Raw genomic sequence first — 22481 nt, 5'->3', positions numbered from 1 at the left:
ATAGTGGTCCCGTAATCCAACATTCCGGGGCTTATATCGGAAATGCGCAGAAGAGATATTATGTTAAATAAAGCATGATGTGCTTGCCGGAGATCACTGAGCCGCAAGCGCTTCGCGCCGCAAGACTTCAGCTTTCTCGCCGAACTCCTTGCGGAACTGGAAGAACTCCTTCTCGGTCATTTCAATGTCGAGCCGCGTGCCATGCTCGTCATCCTCGCGCTCGCGCACGTCTGCGTGGCGATACAACCAGGCGACCGCCTGGCCGTCGCCATGCCCCAGGTGCAAGGAAAGCGCGAGCCGCCGCGGGAAGATCCGCGCCTCGATTTCACGCAGCAGCGCGCCGCAACCCTGGCCGGTCACCGCCGAAAGAGCGATCGCGTCGAGGTCGCGCCCGGCCTGCGCCTCGACCGCTGCCGCCGCCTCGGCGTCGAGACGATCGATCTTGTTGAGCGCCACGACCATGCCCTCGCGCTTCTCGGACGGGACGCCGAGATCCTCGAGCACGGCCATCACCTCGGCCGCCTGTGCCTCGGTCTCGGGATGCGAGATGTCGCGGACATGAACGATGAGGTCCGCTTCGAGAACCTCCTCGAGCGTCGCGCGGAACGCGGCCACCAGCTGCGTCGGCAGATCCGAGATGAAGCCCACGGTATCGGAAATGATCGCCGTCCGGCCCGACGGCAACGCCAGCTGCCGCATGGTCGGATCGAGCGTCGCAAAGAGCATGTCCTCGGCCAGCACCGTGGCATCGGTCAGGCGATTGAACAGCGTCGACTTGCCCGCGTTGGTGTAACCCACCAGCGCGACGATCGGATAAGGTACCCGCTTGCGCGCCGCGCGATGGAGCGTGCGTGTCTTCACGACCTTGGCGAGCTGCCGGCGGATGCGCGTGATCCGCTCGTCGATCATGCGCCGGTCCGCCTCGATCTGCGTCTCGCCGGGACCGCCGACGAACCCAAGGCCGCCGCGCTGGCGCTCGAGATGGGTCCAGCTGCGCACGAGACGGGTCTTTTGGTAGTTCAGATGCGCGAGTTCGACCTGGAGGACGCCTTCGCGCGTCTGCGCGCGCTCGCCGAAGATCTCGAGGATCAGGCCGGTCCGGTCGAGAATCTTGACCTTCCATTCGCGCTCGAGATTGCGCTGCTGGACCGGGCTGAGCGGACCGTTGACGATGACGAGCTCGACATCCTCCTCGGCGAAACGCGCCTTGAGCTCGGCGACCTTGCCGGCGCCGAAGAGCATTCCCGCATGGGGCTTAGGCAACGGCACGACCACGCCGCCGACCGGATCAAGGCCGATGGCACGGGTAAGGCTCAGCGCCTCCTCGAGCGCGGCCCCAGGCTCGGGCGAGTCGGGGGCCCTCAGGTCCACGTGAAGGACAAAGACGCGCGTCACGCCTCCCCTGCCCCGGACAGGCTCATTGACTGCCGTCTCCGTCGAAGAGGCTGAATGGCTGTGCCGGCATCACGGTCGAGATCGCGTGCTTGTAGACGAGTTGCGACTGGCCGTCGCGGCGGAGAAGCACACAAAAGTTGTCGAACCAGGTAATGACACCCTGCAGCTTGACGCCGTTCACGAGGAAAACGGTGACCGCCACCTTCTGCTTCCGAACATGGTTCAGAAAGGTGTCCTGCAGGTTCTGCTTGGTCTCGCTGGCCATCTTGTTTCTGCCCTTTTTTGGGATTTGGTATTGGCGCGTCGTGGCCGTTCCGGTGACTCACCAGCCCGAATGTGATGGTCCGGGACGCGCTTTTCCAGAGGTTTTTTTACGGTTCTGCAAGCGGCGCCATAACTCGGGGCTGAAGAGTGCAATTATGGCAAGGGCCTCGATGCGCCCGAGGATCATGCCAACCCCCAGGATCGCGCGCGACACGGGGTCTAGCAAGCCGAAGCTTGCCTCGGGCCCGAGCACCGTCTGGTAGGCAGGGCCGGTATTGGAGATCGCGGCAAGTGCCGAAATCAGCGCGCGCTCGAAGCTTTGCCCCGCAAGCCCCATGCCCAGCGTCACCGAGAAGACGGCAACGACATAGAGCATGACGAAGGCCCAGGCGATGAAGGCGCCGCGGGTCGTCTGGCCTCGAAGGCCGGTGCCGCGGCCGAGCACGATGTTCGGCTTGGCGAGCCGGTCGAGTTCGTGGCGCCCGTGACGCAGGAGCTCGACCGCGCGAACCAGCTTGATGCCGCCGGCGGTCGTCGCCACGCCGCCACCGATCGAGCACAGGCCGAGCAGGATCAGGCCGGGGTTTGAGAGCCCCGACCAATTGCGCGCCCTGTCCCAGAAATCGCTTTCGAATCCGGTGGTTGTGAGGAAGCTGAGCGTCGTGAAGAAGATCCCCCAGAACGCCGCGACGGCATCCGCGAGGCCGGCCCGTGCGACGGCTTCGATACCGAGCACCCCGAGCCAGTGCCGCAGGAAAAGCGCGAGCGTGACCATCATGACGAGCGCGGCCATCAACCGCAGTTCGGTGTCATGGAACGCCGAGGTGCGCGAGCCGATCTGGCTCGCGCGGGAATAGATCAGCCGCGTCGCGGCGAGCACCATGAACGCCGCGGCAGCCACCTCGGCCGGGAGGCTGGGCTGCGCGGCAAAGCCCCCCGCATAGGGCGAAATGCCGCTGGTCGAGAGGATCGACATCGCGTGGATCCCGGCCACGACCCCTTCCTGCCCCAACATGTGGAGGATCAGCGCCAGCGCGGTCGTGAGCCCGGCATAGACGGGAAGGATCGCGCGCAGCGCCCGCTCGACGCGGCTTTCCACGGGCGCGATCCCTGCCCCGATGTCAATCCTGCCCGTTTGCCCGTGCGCGGGATCCTGTGCGCTGGGATCTTCGTGGCCCGAGTGCATCAGCACCTCGAAACCGCCGAGCCGGCGCGGTGCGAGGATCGCGTAAGCGGCCGTGAGCGTGAGCAGGCCGCCGAGCCAGCCCACGAGGCCGCGCCAGAAATGCACCGACAGCGGAAGCGTGTCGGGCGTCGCGTAGACCGTGCCGCCGGTGGTGGTCAACGCTGCGACCATCTCGAACCACGCGCCGCCAAAGCCGATGCTTGGCGTGATCAGGTGGAGAGGAACCGCTGCAAAGATCGGGAGGATCAGCCAGCAGGACACGAGCAAAGCGAGCTCGCCCGGCCCGGGCGGCAGGCGGCGCGGGCCCGAAAGTCCCACGCCGAGGATCGCGGCGACGAAGCCCGTGGCGATGGCGCTGTAGAGGAAGCCGCGCGCCGGTCGCCATTCCCCCATCAGGGCAGCCGCCCCGCAGGACACGAGCATCCCAACCGCCAGCACGCTCACCGCAAGCGAGAAAAGGGGCGGAAGGGGGCGGCGCATCGCTTTAGAAGTAGTCGACGCTGACGCGGAACATCTGCTCGACCTGATGCACCGCGCTGCGTTGCGCGAAGATGACGAGCACGTCGCCCACGCGGATCCCGAGGTCGCCGTGCGGCATCTTCACCTCGCCGCCGCTCTGGATCGCCCCGACGATCGACCCGGCCGGAAAGTTGATGTCTCTCAACCTCTTGTCGGCGAGAGGTGAGGTTGACATGACCTGCGCTTCGATCACCTCGCCCTCGCCGCCGCCGACCGAATAGACCGCACGGATCTTGCCTCGGCGCACATGGCGCAGGATGGACGAGACCGTGGTGGCACGCGGGTTGATCAGCGCGTTGACCCCCAGCGGGGCGGCGATCCGCTCGAAGGTCGGGTCCTTGGAAAGCGCGATCGAGATCGGGCAACCCGCCTGCCCCGCCAGCGCACAGCCCAGCAGATTGGTGCGGTCGTCATCCGTCAGCGCGACGATGGCGTCGGCATCGGCGATCCCCGCCTCGGCAAGGATGGCGGAATCGAGTGCGTCGCCGTGGAGCACGATGGTCCGTTCGAGCCGGTCGGCGGCGAATTCGGCGCGGTGGCGGTCGCGCTCGATCAGCGTGGCGCGGAAATGCGGTCTCTGTTCCAGTTCGCGGGCGACCCGCAGCCCGACATTGCCGGCGCCGACGATGACCACCCGGTTGGCCTGGAGGTTCTGTCGGCCGAAGATGCCGAAGGTGCGCTGCACGTCCTCGCGCGCCGCGATGAAATAGATCTCGTCATCCGCGTAGAGCTGGTCCGAGGGGCTGGCGACGAACAGTCGGCCTTCGCGCCGCACCGCCACGACGATCGCGCGCAGTGTAGAGAACAACTCGCTGAGCTGCCGCAACGGCGTGTTGAGGACCGGGCAGTCGGCCTCGAGCTTGACACCGACGAAATGGACGGCGCCGTCGAGGAAGGGCTCGATGTCGAGGGCCGCCGTCGCGCCGAGACGGCGCAGCGTCACGCGGGCGACCTCGGTCTCGGGCGAGATGATCACGTCGATCGGCATGTGGTCGCGCCGGAAAAGGTCCGACCACTCCGCCTCGAGGTAGCTTTCTGTGCGCACGCGCGCGATCTTGGTCGGCACCTCGAAGACCGAGTGCGCGACCTGGCAGGACACCATGTTGACCTCGTCCATCGAGGTCGCGGCGATGATCATGTCGCAGTCGTGTGCGCCGGCGCGAGAGAGGATGTCCGGGTGCGAGGCGAAACCGATCACGCCCGAGACGTCCAGCAGATCGGTGATCCGCCGCACGAGTTCGGGATTGTTGTCGATGACGGTGACGGCGTTGCCTTCGTCCGAAAGGTGTCGCGCGATCTGGAAACCCACCTGACCGGCGCCGCAAACGATGACCTTCATGCGGTCCACTTCCCTCGCGGGCACTGCCCCGCTGCCGGCCCAGGAACATACCGGGTGGCGCAGCGAGGGCAACCCGTCCGCGCGGCACCGGTCCGAGGCACAACGTGGGCGAGCCTAGGGCCGCCGCGCCGCGCGCGTCAACGGCCCTTTCGGCGCAGCGGCGCGAGCGCTCGCACCATGCCTCACTCGTTTGAACTCACGCAAGAATCGCACCAAGGCAAGGGCCGGCGACTGCCGCGCTTCCGGGTGTGAAGCGCCCTGCCCGCTTTGGCCGACCGCGCCGACGCTCGACCAGTCGATCAGAGCTCGGCCGCCTCGTTCTCGGCGTCGTCGCCCTCCTCGGCGCTGGCGACACGGACACCGCCGCGCGAGATGGTCGACACGCCGAGCATCTTCAGCTTGCGATGCAGGGCCGAGCGTTCCATTCCGACGAAGCTCGCGGTCTTCGAGATGTTGCCGCCGAACCGGTTGATCTGGGCGATCAGATACTCGCGTTCGAAGAGCTCACGCGCCTCGCGCAGCGCGAGCGACGCCACCGCGCTCATCAGACCCTGAAGCCCACCTTCCGTCGCTTGCGTCGGGCCCGCGCCCGGAAGCTCGTCGGGGTCGATCGTCGTGCTGTCGGCGCCAAGGATCAGCAGCTGCTCCATCATGTTGCGCAGCTGGCGCACGTTGCCGGGCCAGGTGCGCGTCTGAAGCGCGGCGATCGCACCGTCTGACAGACGCCGCCGCGGGAGGCCGTGCTCGCGAGCGAACATCTCGAGGAAATGCTCGGCCAGCGCCGGGATGTCCTCGCGCCTGCGCTCGAGCCCCGGCACATCGATGGGCACGACGTTGAGTCGGTGGTAGAGGTCCTCGCGGAACCGCCCCTCGCGGATATGCGCCTGCAGGTCACGATTGGTCGCCGAGATCACGCGGACATCGACACGGACGGTCGTGCTGTCGCCAAGCCGGGCGAAGCTCTGGTCCACCAGAATGCGCAGAATCTTTGACTGCGTCGCGAGGGGCATCTCGCCCACCTCGTCGAAGAACAGCGTGCCGCCATGCGCCTTCTCGAGCAGGCCCGGCTGCGGCGGCGCGCCCTCGGGCGTGCGGCCGAAGAGAACCTCCTCCATGCGGGGCGCTTCGATCGAGGCTGCATTCACGACAACGAACGGCCTGTCGGCCCGATCCGAGTGCTCGTGGATGTAGCGCGCGGCGATCTCCTTGCCGGAGCCCGGCCCACCCGTCAGCAGCACGCGCGAGCCGCCGCGCGCGACACGGTCGAGCTTCTGCTTGAGCGAGACGAGGGCGGGCGAGCCGCCGATCATCTGCCAGCCCCGGCTTTCGGTTTCGCGCAGCCGGGCGTTCTCGCGGCGCAGCCGGGACGCCTCGAGCGCACGGCCGACAACGACGAGCAACTGGTCCATGTTGAAGGGCTTCTCGATGAAATCGTAGGCGCCCTGCTGGACGGCCGCGACGGCGACCTCGATGTTGCCATGCCCCGAGATGATGACGACAGGGACGCCCGGATTGTCGCGCTTGACGGCCTTCAGGATCTCGATCCCGTCCATGCGGCTGCCCTGCAGCCAGATGTCGAGGATGATCAGGTCCGGCGCGGCGCGCTCGATCGCGGCGAAGGCGCTGTCCGCGTCATGGGCCATGCGCGTCTGGTGCCCCTCGTCCTGCAACAGATCCGCGATCAATTCGCGAATGTCGGCCTCGTCGTCGACGATCAGGATGTCTGCCATGCTGCCTCCTTCGTCTTCTCGTTAGGCTTGCGTGGCGCCCGCTTGCGCCACGGATTTCTCTGCGCCAGAGGTCTTGTTCCCGGCAGGCCGCGGCAGCTTGAGGACTACCTGCGCCCCATCGAGGCCGGAGGCTGCCGGCGCATCGCCCAGCACCAGTTCTCCGCCATGTTGCTCGACGATCTTCTTGACGATCGCAAGCCCCAGCCCGGTCCCCTTCTTGCGGTTCGTGACATAGGGATCAGTCAAGCGGTCACGCCCTTCTGCAGGCAGGCCGATCCCGTTGTCGACGATCACCACGTGCAGGCTGCGCTCGCCCTCGCGCAGGCAGACCGAGATGCGTCCCGGGGGAGCATTCTCGCCATCGCGCTCGCGCCGACCCTCGATCGCGTCGGCCGCGTTCTGCAAGAGGTTCGTGAGGCATTGATTGAGGAGGCCGCGGTCGGCCATGACGGTTACTGCGTGTTCGGGCAGGTCAAGGGCGTAGTCGATCTCGGCCTGCCCCTCGCTCTGAAGCAGCACGGCCTCGCGCACCAGCGCGGAGAGGTCTTCCTCGCGCGCCACGGGTTCGGGCATTCGCGCGAAGCGTGAGAACTCGTCCACCATGCGGCGGATATCCCCCGCCTGGCGGGTGATGACGTCGAGCAGGCTTTCCAGCTGTGCGCCGTCCTCGCCCAGCCGGCCGACGAACTTGCGCCGCATCCGGTCCGCCGAGAGCTGGATCGGCGTGAGCGGGTTCTTGATCTCGTGCGCGATGCGGCGAGCGACATCGCCCCACGCGGCCATGCGCTGCGCCGCAGCCAGCGCCGTGACATCGTCGAAGGTGAGAACATGGCCCTCGTCGGGACGGCCCGGCAGCTTTGGCGCGACGCGGCACAGGAACTCGCGCGGCTGCCCGGCTACGCTGATCGAGACCTCGCCGCGCGCGATGCCCGAGGGCGCGTCGCTTGCCGCCCCCACCAGCTCCGCGAAATCGGGCGCCGCCTCGGCGAGGGGACGGTGAAGCAGATCCGTGGTTTCGAGGCCCAAGAGCTCGGAGGCCGCGAGGTTCACGAGGTCGATCCGCCCGTTGCCGTCGATCCCGACGACGCCTGCCGTGACACCCGAAAGCACGGCCTCGATCAGGCGGCGGCGGCGCTCGCTCTCGCGGTTCGTGGCGACCAGGGCGTCGCGCTGGCCCTGCACCTGTCCCGCCATGCGGTTGAAGACGCGCGAGAGGAGCGCGATCTCGTCCTTGCCGCGCTCCTCCTTCACGCGCGCGTCGAGATCACCGCCCGCGATCCGCTCGGCAGCGCCGACAAGCCGCCCGACGGGCCTGGCCAGTCGCTCGGCAAACCACAGGCCAAGCATGATCGCGGCGACGATCACGAGCAGCGCGAAGCCGAGATAGATCAGCGCGAAGTCGAACAGGATGGTGCCGCGCTCGCGCTCGAGCTGCTCGTAGAACTGCACCGTCTCGCGGGTTCGGTCGAGCAGGCGCAGCACGTCGCCCTCGACGTCGCGGCTGACATAGAGAAACGCGTCGAAGAAATTGGTCAGGTAGACCAGCGCCCGGATCTCGTTGTTGCGCTCGTCTTCTGTGACCACCACCTCGCCGGCGCGTGCGCGCGCGAGCTGCTCGTCCGTCGGGGGCTCGAAGCTGAAGAGATAGCTGAACTCGCCGCGCGCCACGATCTCGCGCTCGGAGTTGAAGACGAAGGCCTCGGGCAGCTCGCGCAGCAGCGCCTGCCTGACGACCAGGTCCTGAAGCTGCGCACCGGTCAGCCCGTTGACGGCCGCCCGGTTCAGGTCGTTCGCCATGGCAAGCACGTCGCCCTGGATGTTCATCCGGTGCTCGCGCTCATAGGCCTCGGCGGTCGCGAGCGAGTTTCGCACCACGCTGCCGACGCGCTCGGAGAACCACGCTTCGATGCCCAGGTTGATCGAAATGGTCGCGAAGACCGCGACGATGATGGTCGGGATCAACGCGACGGCCGCGAAGACCCCGGTAAGGCGAAGGTGCAGCTTGGAGCCGGCCGAGCCGCGCCGGCGCGCCGCGATCAGGGCGCCGATGCGAACGCCGATCAGGCTTGCCAGGATGAGCAGGTAGCAAAGGTCGGCCAGCAGCACCGCGCGCAGCAATGCGGACGATGCGCCGCCCTCCTGCCTGCCAAGCGCTAGGCTGGTGAGGATCGCGAGAACTGGTCCGAGCGCCGCCAGGGCGACGGCACCTTGCCGTCCCATCCAGCGCGACAGCGCCCTTCCGCGCTCGCCGCCGGAGAAGGCGCCCGCAAGAGCGTCCAATCGAGACACTGCTCTCCCTCGGACCTTTGCCAAGGCGTGTCGGCGCGAATGCAATCCGCCGACTGTTGCCAATCTACATCAGCTTCTTGCCACGTGTGACCGGGATGTCAAGCTCTCTGATCTTCTTGCGCAATGTATTTCTGTTGATGCCCAGAAGATCCGCGGCCTTGAGCTGGTTGCCACGCGTGGCGCTGAGGGTGAGCGCGATCAACGGCAGCTCGATCTCGCGCAGCACCCGGTCGTAGAGACCTGCCGGCGGTAAGCTCTCGCCATGCATGTCGAAATACCGCTTGAGATGCATCTCGACCGAGGCCGAGAGAGTGCGCCCCTCGGCACCGTTCATGCCGGTCTCGCCGCCATCCTCGCCGCGGGCCGTGAGCTCGGCCTCGACTGCCGAGGCAGGGACAAGGTCGTCGGGGCAAAGCGCCGCGATTCGCCGGATGATGTTCTCGAGCTCGCGAACGTTTCCTGCCCAGGAGTGCGTCTTGAGCCGCTCGATCGCTTCTTTCGATAGCGTCTTGCGCGGCAGCCCCTCTTCCTCGGCGCGCCTGAGGAAATGACGTGCGAGATCGGGAATATCGTCGAGACGCTCGCGCAAGGGGGGAAGGCGGACCGGCACGACGTTGAGCCGATAGAACAGGTCCTCGCGGAAACGCCCCTCGTTGATGAGGTTCCTCAGCTTCTGGTGCGTGGCCGCGATGATCCGCACATCCGCGCGCCGGGGGACCCGGCCGCCCACGGAGGTGTACTCGCCCTCCTGCAGCACGCGCAGAAGCCGCGTCTGCGCCTCGGCGGGCATGTCGCCGATCTCGTCGAGGAAGAGCGTTCCGCCCTGCGCCTGCTCGAATTTGCCGACGAAGCGCTCGGTCGCGCCGGTGAAGGCGCCCTTCTCGTGGCCGAACAGCTCGGACTCGATCAACTCGCGCGGGATCGCAGCCATGTTGATGGCGACGAAGGGGCCGCGCGCGCGCTTGCCGAAGTTGTGCAGGGCGCGCGCCACGAGTTCCTTGCCCGTGCCGCTCTCGCCCGAGATCATCACCGTCAGGTCGGTATGCATGAGCCGGGCCATGACCCGGTAGACCTCCTGCATCGCCGGGCTGCGTCCGATCAGGGGAAGATTCTCGTCCTTGCCCGCCTGCTGGCGGTCGGCTTCGGGTGCGCGCTCCCTCTTGCGCCGGTCGTCGAGGCCCTTTTCGACGACAGCGAGCAGCTCTTTCAGATCGAAGGGCTTGGGCAGGTACTCGTAAGCGCCGACCTCGGCCGCACGGATCGCCGTCAGAACGGTGTTCTGGGCGCTCATCACCACCACGGGCAATTCGGGCCGCTTGCGCCGGATCGCCGGCAGCAGGTCGAGCGCATCGCCGTCGGGCATGTGGACATCGGTGACGACGAGATCGCCTTCGCCGTCCTCGACCATCCGCCACAACGCGTTGGCCGAGCCGGTGGCCCGCACCCGGCAGCCGATCCGGGCGAGCGCCTGGCTCAGGACGGTGCGGATCGTGCGGTCGTCATCCGCGATCAGGACTGTGCGGCCCTCGCTCATGCTGCACTCTCCTCGCGATCGCCGTCGCGGTCTTCACCCAGCAGTTCAAGATCGCGCGCGCTCGCGATCGGCAGGCGCAGGCGCATTCGCGTCCAGCCTGGTTCGGATTCGCACGAGATGACACCGCCATGGTCGGCCACGATCTTCGAGACGAGTGCGAGGCCGAGCCCCGAGCCGGTGGATTTCGAGGACACGAAAGGCTCGAAGATGTGCCGGCGGATCGACTCGGGCACGCCCGAGCCATTGTCGGCGATGACCACCTGAAGCGGCAGGCTCTCGTACTTACCCGTCGGGCCGCGCACCTTCATCCCGGCCCGGTACGAGGTCCGCACCGTGATGAGCCCGCCAACCTTCGGTGTCGCTTCGGCGGCATTCTTCAGAAGGTTCTGCATCACCTGCATCAACTGGTCGGGGTCGCCGAGCGTCGGAGGGAGCGAGGGATCGTATTCCTCGATGAAGCGGGCATGGCTTGCGAAACCCGCCTTGGCAGCGCGGCAGGCGCGATCGAGCACGTCGTGAATGTTCACCGGCACGTGTCGCGCGGGGCCCATCGCGCCGAACTGCTCGACGCGCTCGAGCAACTTTCCGACGCGCTCGGTCTCGCCGCGGATCAGGTCGGTCAGCTCGCGCTCCTCGGGGCCGAGGGTCATGGCCAGAAGCTGCGCCGCGCCCGAGATTCCGGCGAGCGGGTTCTTCACCTCGTGCGCGAGCATCGCCGCCATGCCGGTGACCGAGCGCGCCGCATCGCGATGGGTGAGCGAGCGATCCATCGATTCCGCGATGGCGCGAGGATGGAACACGAGCAACACCGCTTCTGCGTCCTCGCCCAGCGGCGCCGCGTGCAGATCCACAAGCCTTGGCGGCGCATCTGGCCAGGTGAACTCGACATCGTATTCGGCCATGTTGACGCCCTTGTCGGCGACCTGCTGGACAAGGGCTGCGATCCGGCTCGTCTCGCCGGCAAATGCCCGCAAGGATTGCCCGATCATGTGCCGCTCGGACGCGCCCAGGAAGCTCTCGGCCGAGCTGTTGACGGCGGCAATCAGCCCGTCGCGCCCGACCGAGATCGCGGGATTCGGCAAGCTGTTCCAGATCAGCGCGAAGTCGCGCGATGCCTGAGTCGTCGTCATGCCGCAAGCCTCCCCTGCCCGTTCGCGGACCCAATCCCGTTCGCCAGCAGGCGGGCCACATCTTCGGGTGTCGTTGCGCGCATCAGTCTTGCCCGGAGTTCGTCTGCACCATCGAGCCGTTCGAGATACCATGCGAGGTGCTTTCGAGCGGTCCGCAGGCCGAAGTCTCGGCCGTAGAAGGAAAGCTGAGCCTCGTGGTGCCGGGCGATCAGCTCGCCCAGCGCCCGGCCTTCGGGAATCCTGGGGCGCCGCGTGCCGTAGAGTTCGGCCGCCACCAGCGCCGGCACCCAAGGCGCGCCGCGTGCGCCGCGACCGATCATCACCCCGGCCGCGCCTGACGCCGACAGTGCTGCACGCGCCGTCCTGGCATCGACGATGTCCCCATTCGCGATCACGGGGATCCGCACGGCCTCGACGACGGGTCGAATTGCGGCCCAATCGGCGTGACCCTTGTAGAAGTCGCACCGCGTGCGCCCGTGGACGGTGATTGCGCGCACCCCTGCCCGCTCGGCACGGCTCGCGATTTCGGGCGCATTCATGCTTGCCCGGTCCCAACCGAGCCGCATCTTGAGGGTCACGGGAACCGCGACGGCGCCGACCACCGCTTCGATCAGGCTCAGGGCGTGGTCAGGATCGCGCATCAGGGCCGAGCCCGACATTCCGCTGGTGACCTTCTTGGCCGGACAGCCCATGTTGATGTCGATGATCCGCGCGCCCTCGCCTTCGAGCAGACGAGCCGCCTCGGCCATCCAGCGTGCCTCGCGCCCGGCGATCTGCACGGCGCTGCCCGGCGCGTTGGCTGCGAGCTCGGCCTTTGCGCGAACGGAGGCCTTGGCTTGCACCATTTCCTGCGATGCCACCATTTCGGACACCACGAGACCGGCGCCGAATTCCGCGACAAGTTCTCGGAACGGTCGATCGGTAATGCCCGCCATTGGGGCAAGTATCACCGGCGGTGTGATCGACTCGCCACCAATCGTGACCATCGTGCTCAATCCCTGTGCATCGCAGCCCCGGCTTACCCTGCGCTCTTGTGCAGTGCAAGAGGGCGCACTAGAACGCAAAGCCGCATTTCGCTGCAGTCCGGGGGTTTGATCCATGCGTGCGGGCGCGATCATCGTGGCCGCGGGACGCGGGCTGAGGCTCGGCGGTCCGGTCCCGAAACAGTATCAGGCCATCGCGGGTGAGGCCGTGCTCGCGCGGACCATTCGTGCGGCGCTGGCCTGTCCCGAGCTTTCCTCGGTGACCGTGGCCATCCATCCGGACTTCGCCGAGCATTACCGGCGCGCCGTCGCGGCCATCGACGACGCGCGCCTTTCGCTGCCCGTGCATGGCGGCGCGGAGCGCGCGGACACGGTGCGCCTTGCGCTCGAATCACTCGAGGATGCGGCACCCGAAGTCGTGCTGATCCACGACGCCGCGCGGCCCTTCGCGTCGCCCGGGCTGTGGTCGGCCTTGGTGGCGGCCACTTCCGGGGGTGCTGGCGCGATCGCGGCGGAGCCGGTCGTGGATGCCCTCTGGCGCCAAGACGGCGAGTGTGCCGACGTTCCGGTTCCGCGCGCGGGCCTCTGGCGGGCGCAGACACCGCAGGCCTTTCCGTTCGCGCCCCTGCTGGCGGCGCACCGTGCCGCGGCCGCATCCGACGCGCCACCGGCGCTCGACGACGCCGAGGTGTTTCGCAGGGCGGGCGGCATCGTACGGCTCGTGCCGGGCGAGCCCGACAACTTCAAGATCACGACGGCTGCCGATCTCGCCCGCGCCGGGCGCATGGTCGCTGCAAGGGAGACCGAGATGGACATCCGCATTGGCCACGGATTCGATGTGCACCGCTTCTGCGACGGAGACCACGTCACCCTGTGCGGTGTGCAGATCCCGCATACGCGTGGTCTGCTCGGGCATTCTGATGCCGATGTCGGCCTGCACGCGCTTGCCGACGCGATCTACGGCGCCCTGGCCGAGGGCGATATCGGCACCCACTTCCCGCCCTCGGACCCGAAATGGAAAGGCGCGCCAAGCCACATCTTCCTGTCGCACGCGGCCGAGCGCGTGCGCGCCCGCGGCGGCAGGATCACCAATGTCGACGTGACACTGCTGGCCGAGCGCCCGAAAATCGGGCCCCATGCCGCCGAGATGCGCGCGACCGTGGGGCGCCTGCTGCGCATCGGCGCCGATCGCGTCGGGATCAAGGCCACGACGATGGAACGAATGGGCTTCGTAGGCCGCGAGGAAGGCATGGCCGCCATCGCCACGGCGACCGTCATCCTCGGTGCCGCGGGGGAGGCATGAGCGCCCTGCCCCGCCTGATCGCCACCGGCCTTGGGCTGGGGCATCTGCCGGCCCCGGGGACGGTGGCCTCGGCGGCAACGATCCCGCTTGCCTGGGTTCTGCACGCCGCAGGCGGCTTCTGGCTGGTCGCAGCGGCGACGCTCGCGGCCATCGCCGGGGGGTATTGGGCAGCCGCGAGATACACGCAAGGCAAGGCGGATGCCGACCCGTCCGAGGTCGTCATCGACGAGGTCGCCGGAATGCTGATCGCGCTCTGGCCCCTGTCGTTTGGCCTGACGCTCAGCGGTGCCGAGCCGCATGTCTTTCCGTGGCCGGGCTGGGTTCTGGGCTTCCTTCTCTTCCGGTTTTTCGACATTCTCAAACCTCCCCCCGTGAGCTGGGCCGAGCGCGCCCCCGGGGCGCTTGGCATCATGCTTGACGACCTTGTTGCCGGAGCGCTGACCGGCGTTATCGCGACGATCGCGGCGGGAGTTGCACATGGCTGGTTCTGACGGACGTGAGCCGGGCGCCATGGCGCCGGGAGATCCCGTCGTCGATGCGATCGGTACGGAAGAACTTGCGGAGCTCGCGGTCGAGCTGCTCGACGTCTGCCGCAAGAAGCGACTGATGGTTGCAACTGCCGAAAGCTGCACGGGCGGGCTGGTCACGGCGTGCCTCACGGATATCCCCGGCTCGTCCGCGGCGGTCGACCGGGGCTTCGTCACCTATTCGAACGAAGCGAAGACCGAGATGCTGGGCGTGCCGGCCGCCCTGATCGCGCAGCATGGCGCGGTCTCGGAGCCCGTCGCCCGGGCAATGGCGAGAGGCGCGCTGGCTCGCTCACGCGCGCATCTGGTCATCGCGATCACTGGAATTGCAGGCCCGGGCGGAAGCGCCGTGAAGCCCGAGGGGCTGGTGCATTTCGCCTGCGCCACGCGGCGAGGCGATCTGAACCACAAGCGCATCGAATTCGGGCCGATCGGCCGCGGCGCGGTGCGCGCGGCGGCGGTGACACACGCGCTCAGGATGCTTCTGGAGGCGGCGCAGGCATGACAACCTCTCATCCTTCCCCGGACGGTCTGGCGGAGATCGCGGCCGAGGCGTGGTGCAGGCTTGCCCGCGGCGCCGCCGACCGACGCACGTCCTTCCACCGCATGCAGGTTGCAACTCTGGGGCACCAGGGCTGGCCCGAGTTGCGGACCGTGATCCTGCGCGAGGTCGACGAGCCGGCCCGCCGGGTGGCGTTTCATACCGACCGGCGCTCGGCCAAGGCCGCCGAGATTGCCGCGGATGGGCGTGTGGCGCTGCATCTGTGGGATACGCGCGCCGAGCTGCAGCTGCGCCTGTGGGGTCAGGCCGCGCTCGAGACCGAGGGGTCGGCGGTCGAGGCCGCATGGTCGAAGCTGACCACGCGGCAAAGGGACGTGTACGGCGCCCCGCATGCGCCGGGTGCCGTGCTGTCCGCGCCCGACGAGGCCGATCCGCCGCATGCAGGTGCGGACGCCCGCGGCGCTTTCGCGCTCGTGCAGGTGACCATCGCGCGTTTCGAATGGCTGCAACTGCGCGGGGCGGGTCACCGGCGCGCGCGGTTTGACTGGCGGAAGGAATGGCAGGGCCGCTGGCTCGCTCCCTGAATGCGGCGCTGCCTTCAGGATGGGCCGTAGAGCGCGGCGGCACGCGCCTCGAACGCGCGCACGATGCGCTGCATCGCCTCGTTGAACACCACGCCGATGATGGCCTGCAGCGTGCGCGAGCGGAACTCGAAGTCGACGAAGAAGTCGACCTCGCAGCTTTGACCGTCAAGCTCGCGGAACTGCCAGTGGTTGTTCAGATAGCGGAACGGGCCGTCGAGATAGGCGACGTCGATGCGGTTGGCCTCGGGCCTGAGAACGACACGGCTGCCAAAGCGCTCGCGGAAGACCTTGAACGAGATCACCAGGTCCGCGTCGATCACCTCGGTCCCGTCCGGCTGCGGCTTGCGCCCACGGATACGCGCCGCCGAGCACCAGGGAAGGAACTCGGGATAGGCCGAAACATCCGCGATCAGCGCGAACATCTGATCCGCGGAATACGGCAGTTCGCGCGTCTCTGCGTGTGTCGGCATGCTGCTCCCCCGTTTGCCGATCATCGTTACCGAACCCTGCCCGTAGCAAGAAAAAGGACGCAGGGTCGCGGCGTCTTGGCAAAATCGCGTGACAGTGGTCAAGAGCGGCCTTGGCCCGAGAGCCGCCAAGACTAAGCTTAGTTGCATGATGCTGCTTGCACCCCGCCGCACAGATCGGACCGGCGACGACACCCCCGCCCGGTCGCTGGCCGGCTATGTTCGGCGCATGTCCGGATGGCACCAGGCCGGCGTGGCCGCCTTGGCGGTCGCCGTCTCGTCGTTGGGCCTCGTGCCTCTCGAACTTCAGCGCCGCATCGTCGACGACGCGATCTCGGCGGGCGATGGCGGGCTGCTGGTGACGCTCGCCGCCGTCTACCTGGGCATCGTGATCGTCCAGCAATGCCTGAAGCTCGCGCTGAGGATGGCCCAGGGCTGGCTCGCGGAGAGTGCGGTTCGCTACACGCGAGGCCACCTGATGCGCCTTCAGGTCGAGCGCGCCGAGCGCGACGGCGCGGGCGAGCGTGTTGCGGTGCTGACCTCCGAGACCGACCAACTGGGCGGCTTCGTCGGCGAGGGGCCGAGCAGTGCCGCCGCCAACATCGCCACGCTTGCCGGTGTCCTCGCCTACACCTTCTGGGTCGAGCCGCGCATCGCGCTCATCGGCCTGGCGCTGCTGGTGCCGCAGATCGCGGTGGCCCCCCTCATGCAGCGCAAGGTCAACCGGCTGACGGCCGAACGCCTTGGCATGCTGCGCGCCTTCGGCCGGCGCGTCTCGGACCTCGATGCATCGGAGCCGAGCGAGATCGACGCGCTCTACGGCAATCGCATGGCGATCCATCTCTGGAAGGGCTTGATGAAAGCGGTGCTGAACCTCGCGAACCAGCTTGCGCCGCTCGGAATCCTGCTCTGGGGCGGCTTGATGGTGATCCAGGGAGAGACGACCCTGGGCGTGCTGGTCGCCTTCACAGCGGGGTTCGAGCGCATGGCGGGACCGGCGCGGGAGCTCATCGGCTTTTATCGCAAGGCCCAGCAGGCCGGCGTCCAACACCGCATGATCGCCGAGTGGATGCAGGCGCCGAACTGACGCTCAGACCTTGGCGTGCCTGTGCTGCCTGGCCGCCCGCAGCCGCGCGAAGTCCTCGCCCGCGTGATAGCTCGACCGCGTCAGCGGCGTCGCGGAAACCATCAGGAAGCCCTTGGCGTAGGCGGATTTTTCGTAACCGGAGAATTCCTCCGGGGTCACGAAGCGCGCGACGGCGTGATGCTTCTGGGTAGGCTGCAGGTATTGACCGATGGTCAGGAAGTCGACATCGGCCGCGCGCATGTCGTCCATCACCTGCATCACCGCCTGGCGGTCCTCGCCAAGCCCCACCATGATGCCGGACTTGGTGAACATCATGGGATCGATTTCCTTCACCCGCTGCAGCAGCCGCAGCGAGTGGAAGTAGCGCGCACCCGGGCGCACCTCGGGGTAGAGCCCCGGCACCGTCTCGAGGTTGTGGTTGAACACGTCCGGCTTCGCCTCGACGACGCTCTCGAGCGCTTCCGGGCCGCAGCGCAGGAAGTCGGGCACGAGAACCTCGATCGTCGTCTCGGGCGTGCGGCGGCGAACCGCGCGGATCGTCTGGGCGATGTGCGCGGCGCCCCCGTCGTCGAGGTCGTCGCGATCGACCGAGGTGATCACGACATGTGCAAGCCCCAGCTTCGCGACCGCGTCGGCCACGCGCGCGGGCTCGAACGGGTCGAGCGCATCGGGCCGGCCGGTCGCGACGTTGCAGAAGGTGCAGCCGCGCGTGCAGATCTCGCCCATGATCATCATGGTGGCGTGGCCCTGCGCCCAGCACTCACCGACATTCGGGCAGCCCGCCTCCTCGCAGACCGTCACCAGCTTGTGCTCGCGCATGATGCGATGGGTCTCGCGGTAACCCTCGCTCGTCGGCGCCTTGACGCGGATCCAGTCGGGCTTGCGCGGGCTCGCATTATCCGCACGGTGCGCCTTCTCGGGGTGGCGGGCGGCAGGGTTCTTCAGGTCTCGGTCCAAGGTTCGTGCTCCCGGCTTCGGGCTCGAAGCGAATATAGGTAGGCGTGGCCGGCAAGTCTCGCGGCAAATCCACGGTGCGCCGCCAATTTCCACGTCATGCGGGTTGGTTGACGCGGCGCTGCGCCAACTGCCGGCAGGACTCAGGCGGCGCGTTCCGGAAAGAGTTCGAGCAGACCCGCCGCCGAGGCCGTCGTCACGCCGCGTTCGGTCACCAGCCCGCTGACCAGCCGCCCGGGCGTCACGTCGAAGGCGGGATTGGCGGCGCGGCTTCCGGGCGAGACGACGCGCGCCTGCACCAGATGGCCATTGTCGGTCAGGCCGGTCACATGCGTCACCTCGGTCGCGGCGCGCTCCTCGATCGGGATCTCGGCGATCCCGTCATTCACGGTCCAGTCGATCGTGGGTGACGGCAGGCAGACATAGAACGGAACGCCGTTGTCTTTCGCGGCCAACGCCTTGAGATATGTGCCGATCTTGTTGCAGACATCCCCCGTCGCCGTCACCCGGTCGGTGCCGACGAAGCACAGGTCGACGTCGCCGTGCTGCATCAGGTGACCGCCCGCATTGTCGACGACCACGGTGTGGGGAACGCCGTGATTGTGAAGCTCCCACGCGGTGAGGTGACCGCCCTGGTTCCTGGGGCGCGTCTCGTCGACCCAGACATGGACCGGAATTCCCGCGTCATGGGCATGGTAGATCGGAGACGTTGCCGTTCCCCAGTCGCAGGTCGCGAGCCAGCCGGCATTGCAGTGGGTGAGGATGTTGACGGGGCCTTCCTTGGCGCGGGCGGCCTCCTCGATCAGTGCAAGGCCGTGGCGGCCGATGAGGTGGTTGATCTCGACATCCTCGTCCGCCATCTCGGTGGCGCGGGCATAGGCGGCGTCCACGCGCTCGGCCGGCGGCAGGCTGCGCAGGCGCATGCGCATGTCGTCGAGCGCCCAGCGCAGGTTGATCGCGGTCGGCCGGGTCCGCATCAGCCGCTCGTGCGCCTCGGCCAGCCATGCGTCGCCGGGATCCTCGCGCATCGCCAGTGCCATGCCGTAGGCGGCGGTCACGCCGATCAGTGGTGCCCCGCGCACCAGCATGTCGCGGATCGCGCGCGCGGCATCCTCCGAGGTTTCGAGCGTTGTCACCTCGAAGGCAAACGGAAGCCGCGTCTGGTCGATGATCCTGACGCGCCAGCCATCCGCATCGAGCCAGATCGGCCGGTAATGTTTGCCTTGCACCTTCATGCTTCGCTCCTCGGGTGGATGCTTTCGCCAATCATGCCGTCACATGCGCCCCGACGCAAAGGCGCGGCGGCCCGGTTGCATCGCCGGCCGCGGCGCTGGCACGGGCAGCCGGCGACCAATGCACAGGTTTGGCCGACGCATCAACCGCAGTGCTTGCGTTACATCAATTTCATCGTTCTTGAAGGCAACGCAATGCGTTCACACGTGTTAGGCTAACACGTACGGCAACCGCAGATGGACCGCCTCCATGACCCGGAAAACCTATGACGACGACTATGACGACGCACCCGCGAGCGAGCCGCGGCGCGATCGGAAGCCTGTCTGGATTCGCGGCGCCTTCATGCTCTTCTTCCTTGCGGCCTTCTCCCTCGCGCAGGGGCTGCTGGCTGCAACCGCGGTGATCCAGTTCCTTTCGCTGCTGATCGCCGGAAGCCCAAACGCGTTCCTCGTTGATTTCGGCAAGTCGCTGGGGCGCTGGCTCGACCAGACCGCAAAGTTCCAGTCGGCGGCCAGCGAGGAGCGTCCCTTCCCCTGGGCGCCGTGGCCGCGGGCCGACTGAGGCAGAGAGGGGCAACAGGCCGTCGCGCGCAGGGCATGATCTCCTGATGTGGCGCGCGCCGGCCTGCGCCCGACGGGGGACTCGACGCGGGCGCTCCAATCGCTAGCATCCGCGCCATGAACAGCGCTTACCCAACGCCCGCCTCCCCCGTTCGCGTCGGCCTGATCGGCGCGGGCAAGTTCGGCTCGATGTTCCTGTCGCAGGTTCCGACGACACCGGCACTCGATGTCGTCGCCATCGCCGACCTCGATCCCTCACGGGCGCGCCGTGCCTGCGAGGGTGTGGGCTGGGATGCCGACCGGATCGGCAGGACAACCTTCCTGGACGACGGCGGCGCCATGGCGCGCGAGGTCGATCTCGACGTCGTGATCGAGGCCACCGGAAACCCGCTTGCCGGGATCCGGCATGCGCGCGCGGCAATCGGCGCGAAGCGCCACGTCGTCATGGTCAATGTCGAGGCTGACTGCCTCGTCGGCCCGCTACTGGCGGCCGAGGCGGCCGAGGCCGGTGTCGTGATCTCCATGGCCTATGGCGACCAGCCTGCCCTCGTCGCCGAACTGGTCGACTGGGCGCGCGACTGCGGCTTTCGGGTGATCGCGGCCGGCAAGGGCACGAAGTACCTCCCCGGCTATCACGAGATGACGCCCGACCGCGTCTGGGATCACTACGGTATCACGGCCGAAGGGGCCAGGGCCGCCGGTATGAACAGCCAGATGTTCACGTCGTTCATGGACGGCACGAAATCCGCGATCGAGATGGCCGCTATAGCCAATTCCTGCGGCCTCGATGCGCCCGCGATGGGGCTCGCGTTCCCGCCCTGCGGGGTCGACGATCTCGCGCATGTTCTCAGGCCGCGCGACGATGGTGGAATTCTCGACGCGAAGGGGATGGTCGAGGTCGTCGCCTGCGACGAGCGCGACGGCCGCCCAGTCTATCGGGATCTGCGCTGGGGCGTTTATGTCGTGATCGAGGCGCCCAATGACTATGCCGCCGCCTGCTTCGCGCAATATGGCGTCAAGACGGACAAGACCGGCCGCTATGCCGCGCTTTACCGGCCATGCCACCTGATCGGGCTCGAACTTGGGCGATCGGTCCTCAGGATCGCCCGCGAGGGCCATTCGACGGGCACGGTGAGCGAACTCAGAGCCGATGTCGCGGCCGTGGCCAAGCGCGACCTGAAGCCCGGCGACAGGCTCGACGGCGAAGGCGGCTACGCCGCGTATGGCCGGCTGGCACCCGCCGCCCGGACGATGACCGAAGGCGCACTGCCGATCGGTCTTGCCCATGACGCCATCGTGAGGCACCCGATCGTCCGAGGCGAGGTTATCCGCTGGGATGCGGTCGAGATCGACGAGATGCGCACTGACGTGCAGGCCCGGCGCGAGATGGAGGTGCGGTTTGCGCCGAAGGGCTGATCGCTCGCTTTCGCGGCCGGGTTTCCCCGGGCGGGACGTGGCCCTTCCCTTGACCCTTCCGGCCCGGGTGCCTATCCCCACCGCATGACAGACCCCATCCACATCATTGGCGGCGGCATGGCCGGGTCCGAGGCCGCCTGGGCTGCGGCGTGCCTCGGCGTGCCCGTCGTGCTTCACGAGATGCGCCCCGAGGTGGGGACCGACGCGCACCAGACCGGCGGCTTTGCCGAGCTTGTCTGCTCGAACTCGTTCCGCTCGGACGATGACGAGTCCAATGCCGTAGGGCTGCTGCATTGGGAAATGCGCCGCGCGGGCTCGATCATGATGGCCGGGGCCGAGCATGCCTCGGTGCCGGCAGGCGGCGCGCTCGCCGTCGACCGCGATCTGTTCTCGGACTTCGTCACCGCGAGGCTCGAGGATCACCCACTCATCACCATCGAGCGCGGCGAGGTCGCGGGGCTCCCGCCCGAGACCTGGTCAAGCGTCATCATCGCGACGGGCCCCCTCACCTCGGCGGGGCTGGCGCAGGCGATCGGCAGCCTGACCGGCGAGGAAAGCCTCGCCTTCTTCGACGCTATCGCCCCCATCGTCCATGCCGAGAGTGTCGACATGTCCCGGGCCTGGTTCCAGTCGCGCTACGACAAGGGCGAGACCGAGGACGAGCGCACCGCCTATCTCAATTGCCCGATGTCGCGCGAGGAATACGAACGCTTCATCGACGCGCTGTTGGCCGCACCCAAGACCGAGTTCAAGGAATGGGAGCGCACGACGCCCTATTTCGAGGGCTGCCTGCCGATCGAGGTGATGGCCGAGCGGGGGCGCGAGACCTTGCGCTACGGTCCGCTGAAGCCTGTGGGCCTCACCAATCCGCACCAGCCCGATATCAAGCCGCATGCCGTGGTCCAGCTGCGGCGCGAGAACCGGCTCGGCACGCTCTACAATCTCGTCGGATTCCAGACAAAGTTAAAGTATGCGGCGCAAGCTGATGTTTTTTCATTGATTCCTGGCCTCGAGAATGCGCGCTTTGCGCGTCTCGGAGGCATCCACCGCAACACGTTCCTCAACTCGCCGCGCCTGCTCGATGGCGAGATGCGCCTGCGCGCCCTGCCCCGGCTCCGCTTCGCCGGGCAGATCACAGGTGTCGAGGGATATGTCGAATCCGGCGCGATGGGCATCCTCGCGGGCCATTTCGCGGCAGCCGAACGCCTGGGCCGCCCGCTTGCCCCGCCGCCGCCCGAGACCGCGATGGGCGCGCTTCTCGCCCATATCACCGGCGGCGCCGATGCCACGACCTTCCAGCCGATGAACGTGAACTTCGGTCTTTTCCCGCCTCTGGACGCGATGAAATCCGGCCGGAAGGGGAAGCGCGACCGGGCACGTGCCTACACCGCGCGGGCAAAGACGGCGTTCGATGCATGGATCGCGGCCGCGCGGCCCTCGGCGGCGGCCGAATAGCCCGGTGAATCGTCCGGGATGTTA

20 protein-coding genes are annotated in these 22481 nt (G+C 67.7%); 8 read left to right on the top strand and 12 right to left on the bottom strand.

Annotation, left to right across the window (positions count from 1 at the left end; translation table 11 throughout):
- Positions 1-93 precede the first annotated feature (93 nt).
- The 9 genes from hflX to dusB all read right to left on the bottom strand — a co-directional run bounded on the left by hflX (position 94) and on the right by dusB (position 12372).
- Entirely contained in the window at positions 94-1395 is a 1302-nt protein-coding gene (gene hflX / locus H0I76_RS02110; protein ID WP_200606358.1) for a GTPase HflX, read from the bottom strand.
- Positions 1396-1417: 22 nt separating this feature from the next.
- Complete coding sequence (hfq, locus tag H0I76_RS02105) at positions 1418-1660, bottom strand: RNA chaperone Hfq (protein WP_200606355.1); 243 nt, start codon at positions 1658-1660, stop codon at positions 1418-1420.
- 57 nt (positions 1661-1717) lie between these two features.
- A complete protein-coding gene (locus tag H0I76_RS02100) occupies positions 1718-3268 on the bottom strand; it encodes a TrkH family potassium uptake protein (protein ID WP_200606347.1) in 1551 nt (516 codons plus the stop codon).
- 61 nt (positions 3269-3329) lie between these two features.
- Positions 3330-4703, bottom strand: coding sequence for a Trk system potassium transporter TrkA (gene trkA / locus H0I76_RS02095; RefSeq protein ID WP_200606345.1), 1374 nt, complete (start codon positions 4701-4703; stop codon positions 3330-3332).
- 299 nt (positions 4704-5002) lie between these two features.
- Complete coding sequence (gene ntrX / locus H0I76_RS02090; RefSeq protein WP_200606343.1) at positions 5003-6433, bottom strand: nitrogen assimilation response regulator NtrX; 1431 nt, start codon at positions 6431-6433, stop codon at positions 5003-5005.
- A 21-nt stretch (positions 6434-6454) separates the two neighbouring features.
- Positions 6455-8722, bottom strand: a complete 2268-nt coding sequence (locus tag H0I76_RS02085) for a sensor histidine kinase NtrY-like (protein WP_407704242.1) — start codon at positions 8720-8722, stop codon at positions 6455-6457.
- Positions 8723-8786: 64 nt separating this feature from the next.
- Positions 8787-10256, bottom strand: a complete 1470-nt coding sequence (gene ntrC, locus H0I76_RS02080; protein WP_200606341.1) for a nitrogen regulation protein NR(I) — start codon at positions 10254-10256, stop codon at positions 8787-8789.
- On the bottom strand, positions 10253-11386 hold the full coding sequence (locus tag H0I76_RS02075) for a two-component system sensor histidine kinase NtrB (protein ID WP_200606339.1): 1134 nt from the start codon (positions 11384-11386) through the stop codon (positions 10253-10255). The genes ntrC and H0I76_RS02075 overlap by 4 nt, the downstream gene beginning before the upstream one ends.
- On the bottom strand, positions 11383-12372 hold the full coding sequence (dusB, locus tag H0I76_RS02070) for a tRNA dihydrouridine synthase DusB (RefSeq protein WP_200607793.1): 990 nt from the start codon (positions 12370-12372) through the stop codon (positions 11383-11385). The genes H0I76_RS02075 and dusB overlap by 4 nt, the downstream gene beginning before the upstream one ends.
- A 112-nt stretch (positions 12373-12484) precedes the next feature.
- On the opposite strand from dusB, the gene H0I76_RS02065 reads away from it, so the two are divergent.
- From H0I76_RS02065 to H0I76_RS02050, 4 genes are read left to right on the top strand one after another with little or no spacing between them, the layout of a single operon-like run.
- Positions 12485-13672 (top strand): bifunctional 2-C-methyl-D-erythritol 4-phosphate cytidylyltransferase/2-C-methyl-D-erythritol 2,4-cyclodiphosphate synthase, encoded by a 1188-nt coding sequence (locus tag H0I76_RS02065; RefSeq protein WP_200606329.1) that lies wholly within the window; start codon positions 12485-12487, stop codon positions 13670-13672.
- Positions 13669-14163, top strand: coding sequence for a phosphatidylglycerophosphatase A family protein (locus H0I76_RS02060; RefSeq protein WP_200606327.1), 495 nt, complete (start codon positions 13669-13671; stop codon positions 14161-14163). The genes H0I76_RS02065 and H0I76_RS02060 overlap by 4 nt, the downstream gene beginning before the upstream one ends.
- Positions 14150-14704 carry a CinA family protein gene (locus H0I76_RS02055; RefSeq protein ID WP_267913241.1) on the top strand — a complete coding sequence of 185 codons (555 nt, stop codon included), beginning with the start codon at positions 14150-14152 and terminating at the stop codon, positions 14702-14704. Before H0I76_RS02060 ends, H0I76_RS02055 begins: the two co-directional genes overlap by 14 nt.
- Complete coding sequence (locus H0I76_RS02050; protein WP_200606325.1) at positions 14701-15285, top strand: pyridoxamine 5'-phosphate oxidase family protein; 585 nt, start codon at positions 14701-14703, stop codon at positions 15283-15285. Before H0I76_RS02055 ends, H0I76_RS02050 begins: the two co-directional genes overlap by 4 nt.
- Before the next feature lie 14 nt (positions 15286-15299).
- Here the strand turns inward: H0I76_RS02050 and H0I76_RS02045 are convergent, their stop codons facing one another.
- Positions 15300-15755 carry a type II toxin-antitoxin system RatA family toxin gene (locus H0I76_RS02045; protein ID WP_200606324.1) on the bottom strand — a complete coding sequence of 152 codons (456 nt, stop codon included), beginning with the start codon at positions 15753-15755 and terminating at the stop codon, positions 15300-15302.
- Between the two features lie 148 nt (positions 15756-15903).
- On the opposite strand from H0I76_RS02045, the gene H0I76_RS02040 reads away from it, so the two are divergent.
- Complete coding sequence (locus H0I76_RS02040) at positions 15904-16839, top strand: ABC transporter transmembrane domain-containing protein (RefSeq protein ID WP_200606322.1); 936 nt, start codon at positions 15904-15906, stop codon at positions 16837-16839.
- A gap of 3 nt (positions 16840-16842) precedes the next feature.
- Here H0I76_RS02040 and lipA read toward each other — a convergent pair whose 3' ends face one another.
- Both lipA and mtnA read right to left on the bottom strand, forming a co-directional pair.
- A complete protein-coding gene (gene lipA / locus H0I76_RS02035) occupies positions 16843-17796 on the bottom strand; it encodes a lipoyl synthase (RefSeq protein WP_200606321.1) in 954 nt (317 codons plus the stop codon).
- 140 nt (positions 17797-17936) lie between these two features.
- A complete protein-coding gene (gene mtnA, locus H0I76_RS02030; RefSeq protein WP_200606317.1) occupies positions 17937-19028 on the bottom strand; it encodes an S-methyl-5-thioribose-1-phosphate isomerase in 1092 nt (363 codons plus the stop codon).
- A gap of 247 nt (positions 19029-19275) precedes the next feature.
- On the opposite strand from mtnA, the gene H0I76_RS02025 reads away from it, so the two are divergent.
- From H0I76_RS02025 to trmFO, 3 genes are all read left to right on the top strand, one after another.
- On the top strand, positions 19276-19587 hold the full coding sequence (locus tag H0I76_RS02025) for a DUF4389 domain-containing protein (protein ID WP_200606315.1): 312 nt from the start codon (positions 19276-19278) through the stop codon (positions 19585-19587).
- Between the two features lie 116 nt (positions 19588-19703).
- Positions 19704-21002 (top strand): NAD(P)H-dependent oxidoreductase, encoded by a 1299-nt coding sequence (locus H0I76_RS02020; RefSeq protein ID WP_200606313.1) that lies wholly within the window; start codon positions 19704-19706, stop codon positions 21000-21002.
- Between the two features lie 84 nt (positions 21003-21086).
- On the top strand, positions 21087-22457 hold the full coding sequence (gene trmFO, locus H0I76_RS02015; RefSeq protein WP_200606304.1) for a methylenetetrahydrofolate--tRNA-(uracil(54)-C(5))-methyltransferase (FADH(2)-oxidizing) TrmFO: 1371 nt from the start codon (positions 21087-21089) through the stop codon (positions 22455-22457).
- Positions 22458-22481: the final 24 nt, after the last annotated feature.

The sequence above is a fragment of the Thermohalobaculum xanthum genome (assembly GCF_016623495.1).
GTDB classification, from domain to species: Bacteria; Pseudomonadota; Alphaproteobacteria; order Rhodobacterales; family Rhodobacteraceae; genus Thermohalobaculum; species Thermohalobaculum xanthum.
The sequence above is the reverse complement of the archived record's forward strand: the minus strand, read 5'-3'. Positions and strand labels throughout refer to the sequence as shown.

Coding starts and splice junctions, on each gene's coding strand:
- H0I76_RS02050 (WP_200606325.1), top strand. CDS start 14,701: ATGACAACCTCTCATCCTTCCCCGGACGGTCTGGCGGAGATCGCGGCC.
- H0I76_RS02045 (WP_200606324.1), bottom strand. CDS start 15,755: ATGCCGACACACGCAGAGACGCGCGAACTGCCGTATTCCGCGGATCAG.
- H0I76_RS02055 (WP_267913241.1), top strand. CDS start 14,150: ATGGCTGGTTCTGACGGACGTGAGCCGGGCGCCATGGCGCCGGGAGAT.
- H0I76_RS02020 (WP_200606313.1), top strand. CDS start 19,704: ATGAACAGCGCTTACCCAACGCCCGCCTCCCCCGTTCGCGTCGGCCTG.
- H0I76_RS02025 (WP_200606315.1), top strand. CDS start 19,276: ATGACCCGGAAAACCTATGACGACGACTATGACGACGCACCCGCGAGC.
- H0I76_RS02100 (WP_200606347.1), bottom strand. CDS start 3,268: ATGCTCGTGTCCTGCGGGGCGGCTGCCCTGATGGGGGAATGGCGACCG.
- hfq (WP_200606355.1), bottom strand. CDS start 1,660: ATGGCCAGCGAGACCAAGCAGAACCTGCAGGACACCTTTCTGAACCAT.
- H0I76_RS02040 (WP_200606322.1), top strand. CDS start 15,904: ATGCTGCTTGCACCCCGCCGCACAGATCGGACCGGCGACGACACCCCC.
- H0I76_RS02065 (WP_200606329.1), top strand. CDS start 12,485: ATGCGTGCGGGCGCGATCATCGTGGCCGCGGGACGCGGGCTGAGGCTC.
- ntrC (WP_200606341.1), bottom strand. CDS start 10,256: ATGAGCGAGGGCCGCACAGTCCTGATCGCGGATGACGACCGCACGATC.
- trmFO (WP_200606304.1), top strand. CDS start 21,087: ATGACAGACCCCATCCACATCATTGGCGGCGGCATGGCCGGGTCCGAG.
- ntrX (WP_200606343.1), bottom strand. CDS start 6,433: ATGGCAGACATCCTGATCGTCGACGACGAGGCCGACATTCGCGAATTG.
- mtnA (WP_200606317.1), bottom strand. CDS start 19,028: ATGAAGGTGCAAGGCAAACATTACCGGCCGATCTGGCTCGATGCGGAT.
- H0I76_RS02060 (WP_200606327.1), top strand. CDS start 13,669: ATGAGCGCCCTGCCCCGCCTGATCGCCACCGGCCTTGGGCTGGGGCAT.
- trkA (WP_200606345.1), bottom strand. CDS start 4,703: ATGAAGGTCATCGTTTGCGGCGCCGGTCAGGTGGGTTTCCAGATCGCG.
- H0I76_RS02075 (WP_200606339.1), bottom strand. CDS start 11,386: ATGACGACGACTCAGGCATCGCGCGACTTCGCGCTGATCTGGAACAGC.
- dusB (WP_200607793.1), bottom strand. CDS start 12,372: ATGGTCACGATTGGTGGCGAGTCGATCACACCGCCGGTGATACTTGCC.